This window comes from Sulfurovum iocasae (genome assembly GCF_047716765.1).
Taxonomy (GTDB): domain Bacteria; phylum Campylobacterota; class Campylobacteria; order Campylobacterales; family Sulfurovaceae; genus Sulfurovum.
On record NZ_CP180410.1, the window covers coordinates 2802958 to 2825375 of the forward strand.

Consider the following 22418-nt stretch of genomic DNA (forward strand, 5'->3'; position numbering starts at 1 on the left):
TATTTTTTGAAGCATGCATTAGTGCGCTCCACTCTTTGAAAAAACATTGATAATAACAACACCCGTAATGATCAAACCCATACCAAGAATAGCTGGAGCATCTGGTATTTGTTTATGCATCACGGCAGAGACGATGGCGACGAGTACAATACCCAACCCTGCCCAGATAGCATAAGTAATTCCCACAGGCAGTGTCTTGACGATCACAGTAAGAAGATAAAAAGCAGTGAGATAACCCACAATGACAATAGCGGTCGGGATAGGTCTGGTGAAGCCTTCAGATGACTTTAGTGCACTCGCAGCAATCACTTCAACGATTATGGCAATTGCCAAATAAAAATATACCATTTCATTCCTTCTGAATATTTGTTCCTTAAAATACTTAGGATCGAACACATGGAGTCAACTTAAGATCCCAAAACTTCTTAAAACAACGGCAAGCGTTACTACCCCCAAGCTTGCCATTAGTCCGTAACGTTGGATCGTTTCATCCTGTTTACGTATCAAAACAAGGGAGATCAACATCAGGACAACGTTTAGAAGACTGTGCTCAATAATGCTTTTTTCAAGCATGATATCTACCGTAATGATCCAGACCTGAAGCAAAATAAAGACAGCAAAAAAACGGGGCTTTACAAGCATCTTATTTGTCTCTTTTTCACTATGAGTTGCGATCAGGATCGATGTTGAAAAATAGATCAATAGCGGCCCGGTCATCATATATAAAAAGCCCGGGAAACCCCATTTGTCGATCGAAAGCAGATCGACAATGTGCCAGAACATGTTGAAATATGAAAGCAGCATCAACCCCAACCATCCGACCTGTAATGTACTGTAACCGGACTTTTTACCTTTTTCCACGACTACCGACAAGGTGTTTACAGCATTTCCTATCCCCATCGATAAGAGTGTAACGAACATTAATGCTACCAGTAGTGACGTTGAAACTTCCATAATTATTCTACTCCTGGTTCCGACTAGTTACCAAATGTGTATGACACATTGATTCGGATAATATCACTGGCTGCAGCACCCTGCCAATCCTTATACACTACATTGGTTCGGTATTCAGCGTACGCATTCCAAATCCCTCCCTTATCATCAGGAATCGTTTTACCAAGGCGGATACCAAGAGGAACGAGGAACTCCTTGTCCTGCCAATGATATGCGATAGGTGATTCACCATTGCTGACGTACCAACTCTCATCGAGTTTATAAACTGCAATAGGCTGAAAAACAAAGGCCGAAGCAATATATGAATCACTGTTTGGGTCTGTTTTACCCCAAACCTGGCGCAGCAGAGCACCCCACATGAGACGACCCTCAAAACTGTTCTCCAGGAAAACAGCTGCAAGACCATAACGCCAGACATCTGCTCCAAATTGCTTATCATCAGCAGGGAGATTAATGGCAGGTCCAATACCGATCTTACCTGTTTTCCATGTCCAGGGAACAAAGAGAGAAATAAACTCTGCATTACCTGACCCACTGGTTCCTCCTCCCGGTGCCTCAACATTGGCAAAAGTGAAACGATTGATGATCGGCCATGGGGACCCAAGCGTACCCGCAGCCATAGGGATCACAAATCTTGTGTTGAAGTTGTTGTCATTCCCCTGCGGTCGCGTTTTCCCCGGCGCTATTTCATCTTGATGCCAATTATAAAATTCCCAACCAAACGATACCGATATCGCTGCCGCTGTTGGGTCGTTGGTATTTACTTCTTCTCCTCCAGCCGGCGCCTCTGGTATCATTCCATCCGGCATATCTTCATATGCTTGTGGTACCGTACTATCTTGCACCTCCGCGTATGCCTGTGGTACCATGAACATGACTCCCGTCACTACAATTACTTTGATCAAATGCTTTTTCATAACTGTATTATCCTTCCTTTTAAGTCTTTATACTAACTATTAATGAAAAAAAGTCGATAAAAAGTCGATGAAGTGAAAATAGAGAGGATTTTCGATAAAAAACTTGCATGCAGGAGCTCACACTCCTGCTCTTGCAAGCTTTGGCTTTTTCCAGAAAGAAAACTTTCCGAATGAAAGGAGAACTTAGTTTAAGATAGCTTTTTCAAGTACATCCATCGCTTTTTTAGCTTTGAGCGTACCATATCCAATATTACCCGCACTCAAACCACCACCTTCTTGGAAAGGATATCCCTCTATAGAGCCAAGGAATTTTTGAACAAAGCCCTGAGCCGGAACCATGAGCCACATGTTATCCACATACCATCTTACATACATTCCAGATTCTCGACTTGCACTTTCAAATGGATCTGCTCTAAGGTTAGTAATTACAGGCCATGCCGGAGTTTGACGATACGCTGTATTTATAGCACCTTGCTCCGTAGCAAATGCAAGTTTCCAATCATCTACACGAATGGCATTAAGATTACCAGAGGCTGCGAAATACAAGATCTCTCTACGCGGTCCTTCTTTCACTTTACCTTCAAAGAATGGTTTAAAGTTATATCCGTCAAGATGCACTCTAAAGTTTTTACCGTTTGCTTTGTATCCCTCTTTAGATGCAAGCTTCTCTTTGACATCAGGTACACCAGCAGCAGCAAGTAACGTTGGCATCCAATCTTCCTGACTCATAATGGCGTTGATGTCTGTACCTGGCTTAATCACTCCTGGCCATTTAGCCATTTGAGGTACTCTCATACCACCTTCCCAAGTCGTTCCTTTTTCTCCATGGTAAGGTGAAGCTCCGCCATCAGGGAAAGTGAACTTCTCTGCACCATTATCTGTAGAGAAAACGACGATCGTATTGTCTTCTACACCTAACTTTTTAATATGATCAAGAAAACTTCCAACCATATCATCAAGCTCTCTCATACCATCTGCATAGATACCTTTACCAGTAATCCCTTTATATTTTTTCTGGAGACGTGTCCAAACATGCATACGTGTGAAGTTCATCCACACAAAGAAAGGCTTATCTGCTTTTACAGAACGCTCCATGAAGTCTTTTGCCGCAGCACCAAACTCATAGTCCACTGTTTCCATACGTTTTCTAGTAAGTGGTCCTGTATCTTCTATCTTACCATCTGCTTTAGAGTGGATAACACCACGAGGTCCAAACTTTTTATGAAATTCCGGATCTTTTGGATAGAAGTATGTTTCAGGTTCTTCTTCTGCATTGAGGTGATAGAGGTTTCCAAAAAACTCATCAAAACCATGGGCTGTTGGCAAGTGTTTATCCTGATCACCAAGGTGATTCTTACCAAACTGTCCTGTCATATATCCTTGTTCTTTCAAAAGATCACCGATCGTTGGCGCCCAATCAGGAATACCCTGATCTGAACCTGGCATCCCTATGGTTAACAGACCTGTTCTAAAAGGATGTTCACCTAACACAAAAGCCGCCCGTCCAGCTGTACATGACTGCTGTGCATACATATCTGTAAACATTGCACCCTCTTTGGCAATGGAGTCGATATTGGGTGTCTTGTATCCCATACTTCCATGGTTATAGGCAGAGGTATTCCAAAGCCCTACATCATCACCCCACATTACCAAAATATTGGGTTTTTTTGCCATCAACTGGGTAGGAACCACAGTTGCAGCAAAACCTAGGCTCAAAGCCAGTAACATTTTTGAAGCTGATTTTTTCATAAGAATCTCCTTTTAATATTCATTCACAACTAATGATAATGAAAAAAAGTCGATAAAAAGTCGATGTGCTAAGAATGAAGAGGAATTTTAATCAAAAACTTTGCACCTTTGGGGCTATTGGAAACAGAAATCGAACCATGAAAGACACGCTGTATGATCGTAGAGGCCATATAGAGTCCGATCCCGGTACCTTCATCTTTGGGCTTGGTGGTAAAATAGGGGTCAAAAACCTTCTCTATGATCTCCTCGTCAATTCCCCCAGCATTGTCTTCCACCGTAACAGTAAGATTTTTTTTGTTACTTGTCATCTCTATCCAGATTGCTGTATCTGTAATATTTCTTTTCATTAGAACATCATTCGCATTGCTAAGAAGGATCAGAATAACATGAGAAAAGGCACGAGGATGACCATGAAGTTTTGGACTCTCCTTTGGACAACTTTTATACAGTGCTATGTCATTACTTTGTAAAGTACCGTCAATAATACCCATTGCTTCCCGGCACTGTTCTATCGGCTCAAACCAAACTCGCTTACGAGAGTCCATCTGGAAAAAGTGAGTAAAATCTTCGATCGTCTGTGACATATGCTCGACAATACTATTATTCTGCTCGATCAGATTTTGGAAGTCATTCTCATCTAACATCCCGTTCTTTGCTTCGAGTTGTGCCTGCATAAAAAGTGATGTGAGTCTGCTAAGCGGCTGACGCCACTGATGTGCGATATTGCTGAGTAGTTCACCCGTCTGTGCCAGGCGGGACTGATGATGGAGAATCAAGTCTTTTTCTCTCATCTTTGAGACCTGTTTCTCGATCTTCTCTTCAAGTGAAGAGTTAAGTTCATGAAGTTTCCTCTCTACCTCATGTCGTTTGCTGATCTGTTGAGCCAATTGACGATTCCACAGGAAGAAGATCAGAAAGCCCAACAATGTAACAAAAAGAATCTTCCAGATGAGTGAGTAATCTATCGCTGTTTCTATCTTCGTATCGAGCCACTTATTGAAGATATGCTGTTTCTCTTCTTCAGAAATACTCTGCACAGCAGACTGGATCTTCCCGAACAAAATCGGGTCATCTTTTCGAACAGCACCACGATAGTGAAAATCATCACCCGTAAAGCCAACAATACTGATACCAGAGATTCCATATTTTCGTGTGACATAAGTCAGATCAGCAGTGATATCCAAAAAATAATCAACCTTACCACCCAGCACAGATTTAAGTCCCTCCCGTGTATTGGACATCTCCCCTATCTGCATCTTCGGATATCGTTTTTTCAATAGTTCTATATATTCTGCAGAAGCGATCGTCGCAATGCGTTTATCTTTGATAGACTCCAAAGATGAGACAAAAGGTACCCCTTCTCTAGCAATGATGACAATAGGAAACTGCATATAAGGCGTAGTGAAATGAAAATAATCCTGTAATTCATCATTTTTCTCAGCAGCAGAGAGCATATCACATCGGCGCTCTTTAGCAAATGCCAACGACTCGCTCCATGAGTGGGTAGGCAGCAGTTCAAACTCCAGACCGGAACGCTTCGCAATGAGTGTGAGGAAATCTGCTGCCATTCCAATGTGCTTCGAACTCTCGATCGTCTCTATCGGCATACTGTCAGGACTTACACATACCTTTACTTTCCGTACCTCATCAGCAGCAGTAAGCAGCGTTGCCGTGTATAGAAACAAGATAAGAGAAAAAATCAGTCGCATTGGAAAACGTATCCCTCTTTTGCATAGGTTTTGATACAGTCGGCAGGAAGTTTTTTTCTAAGATTATAGATCATCGACTTGAGTGCACTTTTACTCATAATATCCGGATACCAGACTTCATCTTCTATCTGAGCATAGGAGACATAATGATTTTTATGTGTTAACAAAAGGTTCACAAGTACTCTTTCCCGTGCACTGAGATGTGTATCTTGACCATCAAAACGTACGATTCCCTCTTTAGGAAGATAGCTGATACCCTCCTTGAGAGTTAACTCCAGCGCATCGGTGTCAAAATAATGTAGAGAGGCATACAATGCCTCTTCGAGCCGCTCCAATGTCACAGGTTTGACAAGATAGTGCTGAATGTTCTTATTGATAAGTTTCATCAAATAGTGTTTGTCACTATAGGCTGTCACCATGACGATAGGGGTTTTTCGATCTTCAATACGAATCGCCTCAACCAGTTCAATACCGCTTTTTCCCGGCATTTCTATATCGACAAACAGTATATCGATAGCCTCATCACGGTAGATCTTTAGAGCCTCATCATAAAATGCTGCAGTGATCACATTGTTAAAATAATACCCAAGCGAAGCCCCGATACTTTCCCGGATCACTGTATCATCTTCAACATAGAGTGCCTGTAGTGTTTTAAAGCGATCAAGTGATAGTGGTGAATTCATGCTTTTCTCTTTTTTATTCTTTTATCTTAATTGTAACCCAAACATGATTTAGCCTGTCTAAAAGTATTTTCAGCAGATATTGATCATTTATGGGCACCTCTAATACTCTTTTTTAAAACGATTGTCCTATCTGAAACTGGATTCCATACTGTGAAGTATCTCGTACATTCATGCCTATATCAACCTTTAACGGTCCGATCGGTGTTTTATACCGTACACCCACCCCTCCGGTGAACAATACATCTCCACTAAAATCAAATTTATCATTTGTCAGCATTGTATTATCGGTGAAAACAGCTCCATAGAGATCTTCCCAGATCGGATAATTTGCCTCGAGGGAAAGATTGGCCATCGTTGATCCCCCTGCTATTCCGTAGTTGGTAGGAGATAAAATAACCCCTACACGCTTATATCCATACGCACGGTTGCTATAAACTCCTCCGGCAAAGAAAAGCTTGGATTCAGGTATCTCATTTTGTATTTGGTCAACACTGCCGGCTTTGGCAACGGCTGAAAGTGTCAGATCACTGAAAGTATGGATTGCTCTTCCCTCCAAAGTATATTTGAGATAAGAGCTTGCCTCATCATCATAGGGAAGAGCATACTCTACCTTGCCTTCGATATAATAACCATACTTGGGATCGAGCTTGGAATCTCTGTCATCATAAGTGAAACCAAGAAAAGGACCAGCCAGCAGAAATGTCCCCTGTCCAACTGAGGGAACCCATGCATAATCATCGAAAAGTGAAATACTAATATTTTCTACAGCAAGCCCTGCATAGGCACTCCATTTCTCATCGGCATAGGTAAGAAGAACCTGGGCATATCCTTTCTCTTCTTCGAAACCTGAATATCTAAACTCCCTATAACCGACTTTACTTGTCAAATCTATATAATAGTCTGAGATATTGAACAATGCGGGCACAAAATAGTTTACCTCTGCCAACTCTTCTATACTGGAGTATGCAAGATGCAAGCCGATCTGTTCGGCATTTCCCATAAAGTTTGTTCGGATGACTTCAGTGGATAGACGTACCCCGACATCGGTATCATATATGGCACCAAACTTAAGATACCACGGCTTTGTGACCTCAGCTCCTACGATATCTATGGGTACCACATTATAAAATTTTCGATCATAGTTCACAAGTACTGAGTCAAAAGCTTCAAGATCATAAAGTGCTTCATAACTCTCCTTTATCCTCTCAGTACTGAAGCGCTCCCCCTCTCTGCCTCTGACTCTGGAGAGCACCACAGAATCATCGATCGTCTCCAACCCGTGGACAGTAACCTTCCCAAAGGTACAGACACCACCCTTTTGCAGTGCAAAGAGTACACTCACTTCGTGCGTATCCAGATCTACATACGCTTTGCTGTCAAGATCATAGCTGCAATACCCCTCTTTCAATAACTTCTGAATGATCTTATTTTTAACAGATACAAACTCCTTTGCTCTGAAAACCTTACCTTTTTCAAATGTGATCAGATCGGAGATATCATAATCACTTTTGATATTGATATCGTGAATCTTCACCGGTTTATTTTCAGTGATACTTACTGCAACATCGGTTTTTGATGTTTTGATCGAAAATCTGGCACCATAAAATCCTTCAGAATCATAAAAATTTCGAAGGGACTCTTCCAGTGTCGGTAAAAGTTTATCATCGATGCTAGGCTTATCTTCTTTCCAGAACTGAAATATATTTTTACTATCAACGCCCATTGCCTTCTGAAGATCTTTTTCAGCAAGGTATTTCTGTCCTGCAAAACGGATCTCATGGGTAGGGATCACCACTTCTTCCTCATCATTGGAAAAAAATGAAAAAATTGACTTTTGTGTTTTATTGGCATCACTTGATCCACCCAAAAAAGGGATGTTGTCAATGTTTATTCCAATATCTGACAGCACTCTCTTAGTCATCGCACCTCCAGCAGTTGAAAGAACTGAGTGAGCCATCATACCTCCCATCTTCATCATGTCATCTTCACTATGGTCTCCTGCGCTCTCTTGAGTGTCAAAAAGGAGTACTGTAAGTATCTCATGCCTGCTCATGTATGGTATCGAAGATAAGATGATATGGGGTGTAGTGTGGCTTCCTTTTACCTGTATATTGATCTCTGACGTGACCGTCTTATAGACAGCAGCAATATCAAGAATGGGTTTGTTGGGATCTCCTGTAAAGGCTATGATACTTTTTTTTAAGACAAATTTCTTATTTTTAAAGCTATAAGATGAACCTTTAAGAATTTCTACCGTTCCGAGAACTTGAACAGGACCTTTAGGCACCTTTAGTATTAAGAGATCGGTATTAATTTTAATGTCAGCCTCTTCAGTTTTATAGATAAGTGGTTGCTCTGTATTGACCTTGATGGAAGCGATCAGAGCATCCATAAATGGACTGCTCTCTTTCTTCTTCAACTCCTCCGCGTTGATAATATCACTGTCCGAGGCAAAAGTCTTGGTATCCACATCATAATAGATATTTCCACCCAAGATCGTGACCGTACCCTTGATATCTGTTGAACCACCCTCAAGCCTGGTATTGATATCGATACGACTTTCTAGATCAGTCATCTCATGCGAGACCTTAAACGCGTCTGCAAACGCTAGGATCTCTCCTTTTTTATTCTCAATGTTATATCTTCCCGTTACTTTCAACTCATCATTGATCCAGAGTGGAGAAATCTCTACATTTCCTTCTTTAAAAGTGATCACGGAAGGTTTTGTAGCATAGATCTTCTGTTCCTGGAAAGTGGTATGGTACTTATTGAGTGTCAGGTTTGAATCTGAAAAGTCCAGTGAAATCATTGTATTGTTCAGGATATGCTTTGTTTTTTTATCTGTCCCGTAAGACAAGGTATTGGAATTGAGTTTTAACTCTACATCTTTCATATCAGTCAGGACAAGAGAAACCTTGGCATCCCCATCTATCGGCGGGACTTCAAAGGCATAGATCGTACTGATCTGTTTCAACAAGTTCTCTAGAGAGGAAACACTATTCTCCAAAGACAATTCCTTCTCTACATTGCCCTTAAATACAAACTCCGCACCACCCAAAACCATATTCCCATCGAGGTCTTTATTCTCTAGATTGTATTTGACTTTGGAGGTAAGTCCTTTAGATCTTACATCCACATGCATAGCCTTCTCAACCATTGTCAGATCAGCTTCTAACGGACTGAATGCATCGAGGTTCAACTTTGGACTGAACGCTCTGAGAAGTGAATCTTCAGGAAAAATGGTTTTACTTATGACCTTCAACTCTTTGTCATAAAGGAGGTCTGCATCAACATTGGCAAGGTTGGATCTGATCTTTGCTTTTGCATTGAGAGGTGTAATGGTCGAAAAATCCAAAGGAACATGCACATCGACTGCCACTTTTGCAGGTTGGATCAGTTCGGGTAATGAAAACATATTTTTCAGGTAAAGAGCCTCTTTTGTTGCCAGTGTCAATTCACCCTTTTTATAGTCATCAGAAACAAGTTTTCCTTTAACCGCCTCTGAGTCTATCACTGCTTTCACACCATTGGCATCACCATGATACGTGATCTTTAATCCATTCAACAACTTAGTATAATTGGCATCAATCCCTTCGATTTTTCCGGGCTCTACCCTACCCTTGTAGTCAAGTACTCCATCTTTCAGAGTCAATACATTTTTAAGACGAATATCTTTTGTGTATGATGTAGAAATATTTCCCTTGCTTTCTACGGTCAGTTTAGCTTCTGGGATCAAATAGACAAGCTTGTTTGTTAAAGAGAAATCTGTGACATTAAATTCGCCCTCTTTTGCCTGAAATATCTCTTTAACTTTGATATCAAAATCAACGATTGCCTGCTTTTTGTCTGCTTTTATACTTAGAGGGATAGGATCGGCAACATGTTCTTTCCAAAGTAACCTATAGGTTTCAAAGTGTGCTTTATGCGCTGTAAAATTTCCTTTAGTTTCTATATGGTTATCTTTGATCACCCCATGCTGTACCAAAGATGCGAAATTTGTTACAGAAGCAACATCGACCTCTCCACTCTCAGCAGTTAAAGTACCGATATTCACCTTCACATTCGTCGCATTCACTTCAGCACTTTTGACGAATACAGGGTTGTATGTCACACTTTTGATCGAACTGTCCAACTGTTTTACATAAAGGAACTTTGGCAACAGCGGGTTAACAGTACTGTTAGTATCTATTGTTTTGTCTTCAAAAGATACTTTAGGTTCAGTGTTGGCAGTTTGATTGTATTCTATAGATTCAAAAAGCTTTGTCAACGCTATCGTATCTATATCCTGCAGCGATAATGACTCAACAGTGATCGTCTCATCTTGCAACTTACTATTCATAGAGAGTTTGGAAAGGTTGGTATCGACAAGTAAAGAGAGGTCACCCACTTGAACAGTATCGGGCTCAAAGTCTATCATCCCATGCAGATCAAGTGCTAGAGAAGTGATGTTCAGTTCTCCCTGATTCAATCTAATCTGAGGATATTCAGCGGGTTTGACTGCTACAATGGCTGAATCAATCAGCAGACTTTTGGGTATGAGATCCTTATCTCCAGCTTTATGCCTCTTTATTACAGGCTCTGCTACTTCTTGGATCTCTTTATGTATTTTTATGGCTATCATTTTCTTAATGACATCTTGAAATTCATTTGTATCGATATCCGATATGCTAAGTTTTTTAATCCTGACTTTTTTATCTTTGAACCTACCATTGAGCTGTATAGTAGCAATATTGTTTTGTATAGAGAGAACCAGGTCATCTATATTGACACCCTTCCCATAGTAGAGCATATTTTTTCCGTCTAATGCGATAGTTTTAAATGCTATACCATTTTTCTCAAAGGGCTTGACCGTCAAATGTAAGTCTCCCACTCCAACCGTAACGGGTAGAACAAAAGAACCGTTATCTTCTTCGGGCTCCGTGGAAGTAAAAGCCTCTATAATTTTGTCAATATTATCTACATCCAGCCCATTGGCATCCAAATGGGTAATAGAGATTTTTTTATAGAGGATTGCGGCGGGATTCCAGCCTATTTTTAAATGATCTAAAAGCTTGTCATTTTTGAATGTCAGCTCCTCAACTTCAAGACCAGTGAGAAGACCACCGGAGATCTGTTTGTATGCAAAACCATACTGCGGTGCATAAGTATCTGCAGCCCACTGTATGGTTTTGGTCGAGTTCAGTAAAAAGAGTACTATGGTAACTGTAAGCACGATGAGTGTCAGGAGTGTATACCCAATCCACTTCAATACTTTTTTCAATACTCTTTTCAAAATCATTGTCCTATTTGAAACTGGATTTTCTACTGTGAAGGGTCTCTTACATTAACTTTGATCGATCCTACTTGTTTTTTAGTATCATATTATCGAAGAAAACTACACTATAGATATCTTACCTAAAAAGCAAGTTTTATGCAAAAATTATAATGAGCAGATATGATTTACACTGTCTAAAAGCATTTCCAGAAGATATTGATCGTGAAATTGATTTGTATGATTGAAAAAGTTATTGGAAAATAGATAACTATGTTTTGAGTAAGTAGATGTTCTTAGAATGGTGATCACGATTGGACTTGAACCAACGACTTCTTCCATGTCAAGAAAATTGAATATTTTTCATTAAGTCTAAAAGTTTGATACATAAAGTTAAAGTATATCAAAAATGGTGCTCGATACAAGATTTGAACTTGTGACCACCTCCATGTCATGGAGGCACTCTACCGCTGAGTTAATCGAGCTACTGGGCTTCGTAGGGACTTATAAAAACCATACACCACAAAGTTACCCCACAAAATACACCTAAGAGCTACACATGAAGGAAACATGATGGAGTCTCTACACCTTACTAAAACAAAGACGGGAAGTTACACTTATAGACGAAGGATACCTCAGCAACTACAATACCTTATAGGACGTAAAGAGATAAGTCGGACACTGGGGAAACAACAACATGAAGCTATCGTGAAGGCTTCTGAGCTAGACCAAGCTATCAATCAAGGTCTCACACTAAAGACACTAAATAACGTACCTGAGACAGTTATTCAAGAAATGCTTATAACCAAACTATCTCTTACCCTCTCTAATAGTATTGATATGAATCCTACTAGATGGTCTAGCATTGTAAAGGGCTACCTGAAGCAATCTCAAGTCACACCTATGGAGTACAACACACGTAAGTACTTTTTTACCGTCTTAATGCCTGTAGTCTTAAAGGTTTTACTCAAAAGTGAAGATATAGACATTAACAAGCTTACCTATAGCAAACTCATAGAGATACGTAAACTATTTCTAAAGTTCCCTAAGAGAAATATATGGAAGTATCGTAGTATGGATACGTATACATTAGTTCATAGTATTCACAATAGAAAGATAAAGGTAGTCCATGATCAACTGGTATCTATTGAAAGTACCAACAAGAGCCTAAAGCGTATCAAGTCCCTACTCATTTTTAGTCAGAAGCTAGGACACTATAAAGGTTTCATACCTAACTTTACGATTGACAATAAACAGTTGTCAAGAAGCCAACGTAAAGAGTTCACTAAAGATGACATAAAGATAATAGAGGAGCAACTACAAGACACACGCATCTACCCTATGATCAAGATACTACAGTTTACTGGTATGCGTCTGAGTGAACTCTATAAGTGCTCTATACTAGCAATAGAAGGTATCTTATGCTTTGATCTACGTACAACTAAAGGATCACCTCTGAAGACTCTTAGTAGCTATAGAATTATCCCTGTACACGATACTCTACTCGAGCACCTAGATGACCTCCCAGCCCTCACAAATAAGTTCTCTAGTAACTATATAAGCAAACGTTTTAAGAAGGATATTAAGCGTATTCTAGAAGACACGCAAGGAAAGTCCCTATACTCTCTGCGTCACTCCTTCGCTACCAACCTCATCGCTAATGGTGTTCAACCTGAGATAGTTAGTGAACTCATGGGGCATTCTCATAATAGCATGACTATGAATAGGTATGTTAAAGGGTATCCCCTGAAGGTTCTTAAGGAGTCTATAGCAACATTATAACCCTCAATGTCGCATAGGAAGTACCTCTACTTTCTCTATGCTTTATTTCTATCTCATCCTCATTCCCAAATCCCTCTAAAATTCCTCTCTCCACCCATTAACCCTCTCCATCTCTCATCAATTCTCTCTTTCCCAAATTTTCATCATTTTTTTATTTTTTATTTTTTATTTTTTTTCTAAATTTTTTTCTCTGTCGATTTCCCATAGTATAGAAGAAGAAACAATCCTTATATCTCGACTCCCCCCCCTACATGCCTAAATACTTAATATAGTTTTTTCCAGTTCTACTTGAAAAAAGAACAGAGAAGCATTCCTCACTCCGAAACGAGTCTAAACTAATCTCAACTCCAAAGGAGACACAATGACTATGAGCAGTCAAGACTACGAAACCGTAGCAAACTTCAACCTGATCGCACAAGTTGCAACATACTACTGCCGTACCCAACAGGATATCGAAACCTATCGGGATATGAATACCCCTGTAATGGAAGCACTTTCCATAAAGCATTTGATGCACTGGAAGAAAGAGCTACATGAACTTATCTTTAACGGCTTAAATTGTCGTGAAAGGCTGATGTAATGAATACTTCACTGAAACAGATATTGGAAGAGTTGGACAGTACTTTAGCCAATGCCATAGACAAACTGGATGAAGCCGTCACATACGGTGAACATTTAACCGATGAAGAGTTTGATGTGATCCAAGATCATATTGACACACTGGAAAGCATTAGAGGAGAAATCAATGAATAAGTCAGACTACAGCATGACAGAACTTCTAGCAATGGTTCAAGAAAAAGCACAAGCCTACAACATCCAACGCATCACCTCGGCACAAGATGTCTACAGCCTACTACATGTATACAGCACGAAGGACAAGGAGTATTTCATCACTGTTACATTAGACGGTCAAAGCAAAGTTATAGAAAAGAGAGTCATCCACATAGGCACGCTCAATCAATCCCTTGTTCATCCAAGAGAAGTATTCAGACCTGCGATCCAAGACAATGCAGCAGGGATCATCATATCCCACAACCATCCGTCTGGCACACTTGAAGCTAGTAGAGCAGATATACAGATAACCCAGAGACTCAAAGAGGTCTCTAAACTTGTAGGCATTGAACTACTAGACCATGTGATTCTGAGCAGAGAAGGCTACTACAGCTTTTCAGATGAAGGATTGCTATAGAAAATATCTTCACAAAGGAGAGATCATGTCAAAGATCAAAGATGAAATACAACGTATCCAAGAGATAGAGTTTGAACAGTATGTCAGCTTTATGGAATATGTATGTGACCAACAACAAGAGGTGAGTAAAAATGATGATACATATGAAGAGGAAGAAGACTCGTTAAAGTCCTCAACCACCGAGACTTCAATTGTACCAACATATACTTTAAACTCAGCAAATAACATTAACTACAACCCATGCAAAGGAGCATAAGATGAAGACCCAAAGATACAGATTTGAACAGACAGTACAGAGTGCAACAGCCAAAACAAAAGAGTGGCTAAAAGATGAGCTCAGAGCCATACTCGAATCCGATAAAGACTATACCAGAAAAGCCGACTACATCGGCTTTAGCGTGCTTTCAATTGATAAAAGGATAGAGAGTATAGAGGAGGAAATTAAAGAGCTTCAGGAGCTCAAGAAGAGCCTTAAAACAGCTAAAGAATTAGTCCTTACTATAGGTGCAGAAGTCTTCATTGAATACGGCATTGACAGGCTGGATGGAGCAGGTATTTCAAGCATTACTTTCACTGGTGCAACCACAGCAGATAAGACTAAACTGGTAGTTAGTGATGCTGAAGAACTCATCAATGCAGGGTTCTACAAAAAGGTCATCGATGAAGAAAAGATACTCCAGTTTTACAGTAGTGACAAATATGCCAATATCATACAGGAAAACTGTAGTCTGGAAGTGGTCAGTAATCCAAAACCTGCAAAGATCAAGATCAACAAAAGACGATCTAGTGCCAACAATACTGATGTAACGTTTACGGAGGTAGCATCATGAGAACGAGAACAATAAGCACAGGTGCAGAGGTAATGGATATAGACAGTCAAACAGGAGAAATCCTTGTCTCAGCCAGTAACCGTACCGACTATGAGTTGATCAAGCAGACTAAGATCCAAGCGTATAAACTATTGTCACCCAATGACTTCGTGAGTATCAATGGAGTATGGGAAGCAAAGCGAGATGCACTCATTAAAATTCTTTCCTCACTTCCTATCTCTTACTCTTGGAAGATAAAGGATCGACACCTCTCTGAGAAGTATTCTCAAGTATTGGGTACGCTCAGTATCGAAACTGGTGACATCCGAAGACAGGCAGACAGCATGGGTATCTGTGAATTCTCAGAGCTCAAAGGCAGTGGTGGCTTGCACTTTATGAACGCTAGAGCTGAGACAAGAGCCTTGAAGCGTGCTATAGAGACCCTGTTTGGCAGCGTGATCAATTACTATGTGGTTCATGTGTTGGAGACTGCGCAGCGGGGATAACAATCCTGCTCTACAGGCATGCAAGTAAAGTTTTGATAGTATAGTACACGAAAAAAAAATAAAACAAGGTATCCATCTATGAGTCCTCTTTTGAAAGTAAGAACGAGTAAAGAAGCAGACACTCCAACGAAAACCCACACAATCTCAGAGGGTAAGGTCTTGGAAATCCAAGAAGCACATATAAGACCACAAGAGGCAATGGATGTGGAGAATCCTATCATACCAACGTCTAAGCTGGAAACAGAAGGAACCCAAAAGTCTCCTTTAAATCTAGGGAGTATGACAAGGGCTCAAGCTACAAGAAGAATCAAGAACCAAGCAGGAAGTTCCCCCAAAACTACTAATAAAGGGGGAACAGTGGGAACAGGAGATCCCCAGGGCACAGGGGGTTATGGAGGGTCATGTCATCCTTTTCACCCTTATATAACCCAGGAAATACGACCTACCCCTGATACCTTATGTATCCACTCCATTACTGTAGTACCTCATAAGTTTGCAGGTGAGAATGTTACCATCCATACTAAAGACTTTGCTTATTTGGTTAAGTGGTGTCAGAACCATACTACTATGGGTGATTTGAATACTATTCGTGGTGTGCAATCAAACAAGTTAAGCTTCGATAAGCGTAGTGATAAATATATAGCTCCTAACCGTATCTTTGAAGCGTCCCTCCTTTTGTCTTTGTTTGATGCTAATACAGATCGCTATGATGAGTGTAGGCAACTCTGTAGGTTCTTATATTCTGTGGAAAAGTGGGAGTTTGACAGTCTTGTAGGATACCCTGATAAAACTACGGAAACCATTGGAAATGAAAGATTCTCAAACGATATTACTGCCTTTAACAAACTAACTCCATTTTGTCAAAGCTTATTTGATGAAGTTCAATATTACTACCATGATGCTTATACCGGCAAGATAAAAAATAGATAACAGCTACTGGTTTAAGACATGGTTTGATATCCATGAGATCATGACAGGAGGTATTGCCTCAAGTACAGATTGCTTTAATAAGCACAACCTTAAAGAGACCATACTTGTGACAGTTGATGAATTCTCAAAGATGTCATTACACGGTCAGATAATACTGATGAAAAATACTGTTTGGTTAGGTAACGAAGTCATTTATGTAGCACTTAACACTAAGAACGAGATAGGAAAACTAGGAAGGCAGTATTCAACTATGGTGTATGTTTCCAAGGTTGATCGTGATTGTATTTCTAGTCTTAAAGGTTATGATATGGAAGCTGCTATGCAAACGATTTTCTTACATTTGTTGCCTGATTCAAATGTTCCATTCTTTCGTCGATATATCAAAGAGAAGCGTAAGGTACGGAAGGAAATATCTGAACTTATGGGATGGTCTAAAGAAAAGACAAAAGAAGTTCTACAAGCAATTGTCATGGGAGAAGGCAAGAAATCATATACAGAAGAATTGGAAGAAGAATTTGGTATCTACACAGAGCGAGACATGTTTGCAGAAAAGATATCAGCAAAGGCAAGTGATAACACCCAAGTAGCGAAATATGCTCGAAAAAGAACCAAAGAGAAAGTAAAAGAGAAAAACGCATCTGCTAAGATTGATTTTAAAAAAATGACTGCAAGTCAAAGCAGAACATTTATGTTTTTCTATTGGTCTTATTACGAGAGAAAGATACAGGATGCTATGTCCCCAATGTTCATTAATCCTTTACCTTTACATGATGCTGTATATTCTCAATGCTCTTTACCTTCTATGGAAGAAGTTGAAAAAAAGATCAAAGAATGTACAGATATTGATATGAAACTTGGAGAAGATTGATTTGATGCAGAAACCCACACTAGCCAAGCCTTAATTCCTTTCGGGTATCTCTCCATAAATAAGCCGAAAAGCTTCCAAACCACAATACAAGTTAAGTACAAACATTACCAAAAGGAACCCAGGTTACAAACCAAAGATATAGCGATGGATCCCATAGTTGTGGAAGTAGATTGAATTTATTAGGTGTACAATGATTTGTTGGCTAAGGTGTTAAAGGTAATTTAGGGAAAATACAATAATTTCTAAAAGTTTTGGCTAAATTTGTACCGAGAGAAAACCTTATAATCTTATATATTGAGCCACTTGCAAATTAAACATCTCAAAGTGGCTAATTCCCCATAATCCATAATCAACTATTGAGCCCTAATGAAAAAAGTCGTCTATGAGATTATTTACAACTAAAAAGCTAAAAACTGCTAAAAAACCTATTTTGACTACGTGCTTTATGGTTTGAGTTTAGGAAGATGGTGTTTTGACTCTGCTATTTAGACAAAGCTAAGTAACAAGCTTCAAAGACTGAGTGATGCAGACAGACAACACTGCAAAGGCTAACACCGAAGCTACCTTCTGGGCTCCCTGATAATAGATCTTACTGCATCCATAGCTGTCTTTCAAATAAGCATTGACTCTTTCAACACTGCTTCGTTGGTTGTAGTGCAGATCATCTGAATCATTATAGAGTTTAAGTGAGCTTAATATCTTTTTTTCACTTTTACTTAAAGCTATTTTCTCTTTCAGCTTTTTTGAATTCTTGGGATTAATATCAATAATGGGTCTGTGATTTTGTTTTGTAGAATAATTCCTTATGATACTGGTGTCATAGGCTGCATCAGCCAGATCATACAAATAGTTTACTTTTTCACTACTCTGTTTAATGAGTGGTAATGCCAATGAACTATCATGTACAGATGCTGAGGAATAGATAGCTGTGATAGGAATATCTCCATCTACTACTGAGAGATGAAGTTTACCTCCTGTCCATTTGTGTCGGTTTCCTTTTGAATTTTGCTTGATACTGGTATTACACTCTGTTCCTATGAGAGATAACATCTCTTCTACTTCAGTCATTTTCTCCTGCTGTTGTAAAATGCTTGGTTTTTTAGGAGGAAGTTCTTCACCTTTCTTTGGACGTCCCTGTCTTCGTTTAGGCTTGATTTCTTTTTTACTCTTCACAGACTTTTGTCTAAGTTCTATGGCTGTGGAATCGATACTGCTATAAAAGAAAAGTGTCTCACTCAAATAATTCGCTATAAAAACATCATGGGCTTTGTTTGCAATACATTGTTGACTAAATTCTTTAAAGACCCGGCTGAATTTAGATTCACTGGGAATCTTATTCTTATCTCTCCATCCGCATATGACTCTTAATGTTCTATCAATTTTTAATCTGTCTATTAAGGCACTTGTAGTCTGGAAATTATAGACTTGTTTAGCAACAAAGGCACGTGCCATCTCTTCTCTGTCTTTAGGTGGATTGGTAATTTGTACAGTAGAGACAAACCTTTCTATTTCTGCAAAGTCAAGGATCTTTATCAGCTTTTCCTCTTTAGGACTTAACAACCCTATAGACTCTTGTAGTTTGGGAAAAAGACTCTGCTCTAAATTAATGACTTTAAGCCACATTTTTGAAAGTGAAGGTATAATTTTTTTCATAAGCTGACTCTTTTTTTTGTTAGATTTTTGTGGTAAAAAATTATAACCTTTTGAAATCAGAATCAGCTTTTTTTCTGCGTTATACTCTTAATAATCAAACTTTTGTTGGAATCTGCAAGTGGCTCTATTTTATAAGGTTTTGAAAATAAGCCATTTGGTTCATATTCCATTTTTAAGAACAGTGAATACTATACTCATTCAAGTTAGGGAAACTGACTTTTCTGTCCACTACTCATCTATCCCTCTATGAAATAATTTATTCCTCAATACTTCTCCCCAAATTGGATAGTATTGTATTTTGAAATAAAAAGTGTTTACTGAGGATTCCGATATATCACCGGGTGGCACCTGGTATTTCCACGACAGTTCAAAACGTAATTTGTTCTGATCACTTAAACTTCGTTCAAGGCCGAATGTAACATGGGATTCATACGTATAGTTATCCTGAGTATCCGTATTGCTCTGATCATCATTATTGCTTCTAAATCCCTCTACGCCAAGTGTAAGTTGATGCCAGGAGTGCTTTGTTGAAAGTGGATTAAATTTGTAGTTTGTACGAAAACGAAGACGCAGTCGAAGAGTGGTTTCCTTGTCCCGGGTACTGGTATTATATTGAAATCTCTCTTCTGCTCTAAAATAGGTGCTCAACTTCCATTTTTCAGTCAATGGGTGAAAATGACTAATTCCTTGAAACGGTCTGATCTCAAGATTATTATCACTAGATTTATTGTCAGTATAGTAAAGCCCCAAACCACCATGCAGACCCCAATTTCCATCAAGAGCATAGGCAATTGAAGGCTTCCCATAATATTCCACCCAGTCATCACTTCGAAAATCTTTCTCGATACCTATATTACCCTGTACTGTATAATCTTCCTGAGATAACCATTGAGGATAAAGCTCCAGTGCGACCTCTTGTTCTTCTCCCACAGCTTGAAGTGTAGAACTTGCAAAAAACAATACTAAGAGTATGGAGATAGTGATCTTTTGCAGTGAAAATATAATGTCTTTATTGTGTATCATATTTACAGTTCCTTATGCCCATATACATACTTTTAAAGTTCATGTTTATCTGTAACTATAGCATATAATTTTAGTTATCTTCAAGGCACATAACGGACACTTGCCTATATACTATAGACAAAAAAATAATATAAGACTATAATATAAAATGATGGTTAACTGCGATGTGATGAAATTATTTTGAGTGGAATCGTCAATTTCAATTTGATAAAAATACAAAAGAGGAGAATGAAAATGAATAAAATAGTAAGTTCAGTTGCACTTTTAGCAATAGTTGGTAATGTATTAATGGCAGGTGGTGATATAGCACCCGTTGAACCGGTTGTAGTTGAAGAGGTTGTGATCGATGAGTGGAAGTATTCTGCCTCTCTTTACCTATGGGCTGCAGCTATAGGAGGGAATACTTCTGATGGAACTGAGATTGATGTCCCTTTCAGTGATCTCCTTGATAATTTGGATTTTGTCTATATGGGTACTTTAGGTGCGCAGAAAGGCAAGTGGGATTTTCAGACCGATATCATGTATATAAAATTGGGAAATAAACCCAATACCTACCTGGGTGGTGCACCGGTACTTACTAATATTCAATTTAAAACCTGGGTTGTGACGCCTACAGTCGCTTATAGAGTCATGGAGTCGGAGCAGTTGGATCTTGACGTTCTAGCGGGTGCACGTTACTTATATATGCAACCAAAAATAACCGTTTCTCCGTTTCCAGAAATGTCGGGATCGGATAGTGCTTGGGACGGGATTGTCGGTGTCAGAGGTAAATATGATCTGAATGAAAAATGGTCTATACCATTCCAGTTCGATGTAGGAACTGGGGATATTGATGTAACTTGGCAAGCTTTTGCCGGAGTCGCTTATAAATACGAGAATTTCGATGTGGTAGCGGGTTACCGTCATCTTCAGTGGGACTTCGAAGACAGTGACACATTTGGTAGTATGTTTAATAAGTTTAGCATGAGTGGACCAATCATCGGTGCTAAGTATAGGTTCTAAAACTTATATTTTAAAAAAGAGAACGAATAGTAAAGTAACAAAAAGTATCATGCTTTTACTTGTTACAATGATCAGTGTTTGTGTGTCTTTGACATCGGATTTTTATATTAGATACTCAAAGGATTTAAAAATGAAAAATCTAAATACAATGGTAAGAAGATTGGTTGGTAGTGGGTTTGCACTCGCACTACTTGGTGCTACTGTAGCCTTTGCTGCAGGTGGGGTTGTTAAATCGACAACAGGTGAGGCTCCGGATCGTTATGTCTATTATCCGGGTACTGAAGAGTTGCAAAAAGATGAGATTCGTCTTATCTCTTGTGGTACCGGTCTCCCTGCAGCAAGACGTTCACAGGCGGCGACATGCTGGTTGGCTGAAGCGGGAAACGGCGACAAGTTCCTGTTTGATATCGGGACAGGATCGATGGTCAATGTGGCGGCATTGATGATCCCTTATGATTATTTGGACAAAGTCTTTTTAACCCACCTGCATACAGATCATTGGGGCGATCTCTCAACATTATGGGCTGGCGGATGGACTGCAGGTCGTACAGGGCCATTGAAGATATGGGGACCAAGCGGTGCTACAGCTGACATGGGGACTAAATATGCTGTTGAACATTTTCTAAAATCGTTTACTTGGGATGCAAGAACCAGAGATTATGCACTCAGTGCAGAACCTGGAAAGATCTCCGTTATAGAGTTTGACTATAAAGCAGAAAACAAGATCGTTTATCAGGAAAATGGGGTAACGATTCGCTCAATTCCGGCGATACATGCGGGCGATGGTGCTGTGAGTTTCATTATGGAATATGCAGGATTAAAAGTTGTTATCGGTGGGGATACTTTTCCGAACAAATGGTACATCAAATATGCAAAAAATGCTGATGTTGCCATTCATGAAACTTTCTTGACACCTTCACAATTAGTTGAGTTGTATGGTCAGTCGCCAGGACAGGCACTGGGTGTCGGTACACGAGTACATACTGCACCACCAGCATTTGGTAAGGTAATGAGTGAAATCAAACCTAGACTTGCGATCGGTTATCACTTCTTTAATGATGCGGACACACGTTATGGAATCTATGATGGTGTTCGACAGACCTATAGCGGTCCGTTGACACTTGCCACTGATAATATGGTTTGGAATATTACCAAAGAAGAGATCAAGGTACGTGATATCGTTTCTCCTGATCAGGCATGGGGTGTTCCTGGACCAAACAAAGTACCGAGTCCACCGGCAAAAGGAACTGTCCCAGATCCAATCACTGATTATATTAGAGAGGGTAAATGGAATGTTGATGATGCTCTAAAACCAATGGTAACTGAGTTTAAAAAAGAACATCACATGAAATAAGTTATAATTAGTCATCTGTAACGAAGATGGCTAATCATT

At 39.5% G+C, this 22418-nt stretch carries 20 protein-coding genes and 1 tRNA gene; 11 read left to right on the plus strand and 10 right to left on the minus strand.

All coding sequences use genetic code 11. The features are described from left to right. Positions 1-18 precede the first annotated feature (18 nt). From ACLHDG_RS13960 to ACLHDG_RS13995, 8 genes are all read right to left on the minus strand, one after another. Positions 19-348, minus strand: coding sequence for a DMT family transporter (locus tag ACLHDG_RS13960; RefSeq protein WP_415406848.1), 330 nt, complete (start codon positions 346-348; stop codon positions 19-21). Positions 349-402: 54 nt separating this feature from the next. After that, a complete protein-coding gene (locus ACLHDG_RS13965; protein WP_415406849.1) occupies positions 403-954 on the minus strand; it encodes a hypothetical protein in 552 nt (183 codons plus the stop codon). Positions 955-977: 23 nt separating this feature from the next. Beyond that, positions 978-1871, minus strand: a complete 894-nt coding sequence (locus tag ACLHDG_RS13970) for a hypothetical protein (protein ID WP_415406850.1) — start codon at positions 1869-1871, stop codon at positions 978-980. 183 nt (positions 1872-2054) lie between these two features. Continuing rightward, positions 2055-3620 (minus strand): arylsulfatase, encoded by a 1566-nt coding sequence (locus ACLHDG_RS13975; protein ID WP_415406851.1) that lies wholly within the window; start codon positions 3618-3620, stop codon positions 2055-2057. A 68-nt stretch (positions 3621-3688) separates the two neighbouring features. Further along, on the minus strand, positions 3689-5329 hold the full coding sequence (locus ACLHDG_RS13980) for an ATP-binding protein (RefSeq protein ID WP_415406852.1): 1641 nt from the start codon (positions 5327-5329) through the stop codon (positions 3689-3691). Continuing rightward, positions 5320-6012 carry a response regulator transcription factor gene (locus tag ACLHDG_RS13985; RefSeq protein WP_415406854.1) on the minus strand — a complete coding sequence of 231 codons (693 nt, stop codon included), beginning with the start codon at positions 6010-6012 and terminating at the stop codon, positions 5320-5322. Before ACLHDG_RS13985 ends, ACLHDG_RS13980 begins: the two co-directional genes overlap by 10 nt. Before the next feature lie 112 nt (positions 6013-6124). After that, the gene (locus ACLHDG_RS13990) at positions 6125-11284 is read right to left on the minus strand and encodes a translocation/assembly module TamB domain-containing protein (RefSeq protein ID WP_415406856.1); all 5160 of its coding nucleotides are present in this window, start codon (positions 11282-11284) and stop codon (positions 6125-6127) included. Between the two features lie 389 nt (positions 11285-11673). Continuing rightward, a tRNA-Val gene (locus tag ACLHDG_RS13995) sits at positions 11674-11748 on the minus strand. Positions 11749-11836: 88 nt separating this feature from the next. On the opposite strand from ACLHDG_RS13995, the gene ACLHDG_RS14000 reads away from it, so the two are divergent. The 9 genes from ACLHDG_RS14000 (at position 11837) to ACLHDG_RS14040 (ending at position 17347) form a co-directional block, all read left to right on the plus strand. Beyond that, entirely contained in the window at positions 11837-13045 is a 1209-nt protein-coding gene (locus tag ACLHDG_RS14000) for a tyrosine-type recombinase/integrase (RefSeq protein WP_415406857.1), read from the plus strand. A gap of 361 nt (positions 13046-13406) precedes the next feature. Beyond that, positions 13407-13625: a hypothetical protein gene (locus tag ACLHDG_RS14005; RefSeq protein WP_415406859.1), complete on the plus strand. Its 219-nt coding sequence runs from the start codon at positions 13407-13409 to the stop codon at positions 13623-13625. After that, positions 13625-13798 carry a hypothetical protein gene (locus ACLHDG_RS14010; protein ID WP_415406861.1) on the plus strand — a complete coding sequence of 58 codons (174 nt, stop codon included), beginning with the start codon at positions 13625-13627 and terminating at the stop codon, positions 13796-13798. The genes ACLHDG_RS14005 and ACLHDG_RS14010 overlap by 1 nt, the downstream gene beginning before the upstream one ends. Then, a complete protein-coding gene (locus ACLHDG_RS14015) occupies positions 13791-14234 on the plus strand; it encodes a JAB domain-containing protein (protein WP_415406862.1) in 444 nt (147 codons plus the stop codon). Before ACLHDG_RS14010 ends, ACLHDG_RS14015 begins: the two co-directional genes overlap by 8 nt. A gap of 25 nt (positions 14235-14259) precedes the next feature. Beyond that, positions 14260-14490 carry a hypothetical protein gene (locus tag ACLHDG_RS14020; protein WP_415406863.1) on the plus strand — a complete coding sequence of 77 codons (231 nt, stop codon included), beginning with the start codon at positions 14260-14262 and terminating at the stop codon, positions 14488-14490. A 1-nt stretch (position 14491) separates the two neighbouring features. Next, a complete protein-coding gene (locus ACLHDG_RS14025) occupies positions 14492-15064 on the plus strand; it encodes a hypothetical protein (RefSeq protein ID WP_415406864.1) in 573 nt (190 codons plus the stop codon). Then, positions 15061-15549, plus strand: a complete 489-nt coding sequence (locus tag ACLHDG_RS14030) for a hypothetical protein (protein WP_415406865.1) — start codon at positions 15061-15063, stop codon at positions 15547-15549. The genes ACLHDG_RS14025 and ACLHDG_RS14030 overlap by 4 nt, the downstream gene beginning before the upstream one ends. 78 nt (positions 15550-15627) lie before the next feature. After that, positions 15628-16479 carry a hypothetical protein gene (locus ACLHDG_RS14035; protein WP_415406866.1) on the plus strand — a complete coding sequence of 284 codons (852 nt, stop codon included), beginning with the start codon at positions 15628-15630 and terminating at the stop codon, positions 16477-16479. Positions 16480-16519: 40 nt separating this feature from the next. Further along, positions 16520-17347, plus strand: coding sequence for a hypothetical protein (locus ACLHDG_RS14040; protein WP_415406867.1), 828 nt, complete (start codon positions 16520-16522; stop codon positions 17345-17347). 495 nt (positions 17348-17842) lie between these two features. Here the strand turns inward: ACLHDG_RS14040 and ACLHDG_RS14045 are convergent, their stop codons facing one another. Both ACLHDG_RS14045 and ACLHDG_RS14050 read right to left on the minus strand, forming a co-directional pair. Further along, positions 17843-19000: a transposase gene (locus ACLHDG_RS14045; RefSeq protein ID WP_415405985.1), complete on the minus strand. Its 1158-nt coding sequence runs from the start codon at positions 18998-19000 to the stop codon at positions 17843-17845. A gap of 228 nt (positions 19001-19228) precedes the next feature. After that, entirely contained in the window at positions 19229-20023 is a 795-nt protein-coding gene (locus ACLHDG_RS14050; protein WP_415406868.1) for a DUF2490 domain-containing protein, read from the minus strand. Positions 20024-20257: 234 nt separating this feature from the next. Between ACLHDG_RS14050 and ACLHDG_RS14055 the strand changes: the two genes are divergently transcribed. After that, the gene (locus tag ACLHDG_RS14055) at positions 20258-21025 is read left to right on the plus strand and encodes a hypothetical protein (protein WP_415406869.1); all 768 of its coding nucleotides are present in this window, start codon (positions 20258-20260) and stop codon (positions 21023-21025) included. Positions 21026-21155: 130 nt separating this feature from the next. Beyond that, on the plus strand, positions 21156-22379 hold the full coding sequence (gene gntH, locus ACLHDG_RS14060; protein ID WP_415406870.1) for a guanitoxin biosynthesis MBL fold metallo-hydrolase GntH: 1224 nt from the start codon (positions 21156-21158) through the stop codon (positions 22377-22379). Positions 22380-22418: the final 39 nt, after the last annotated feature.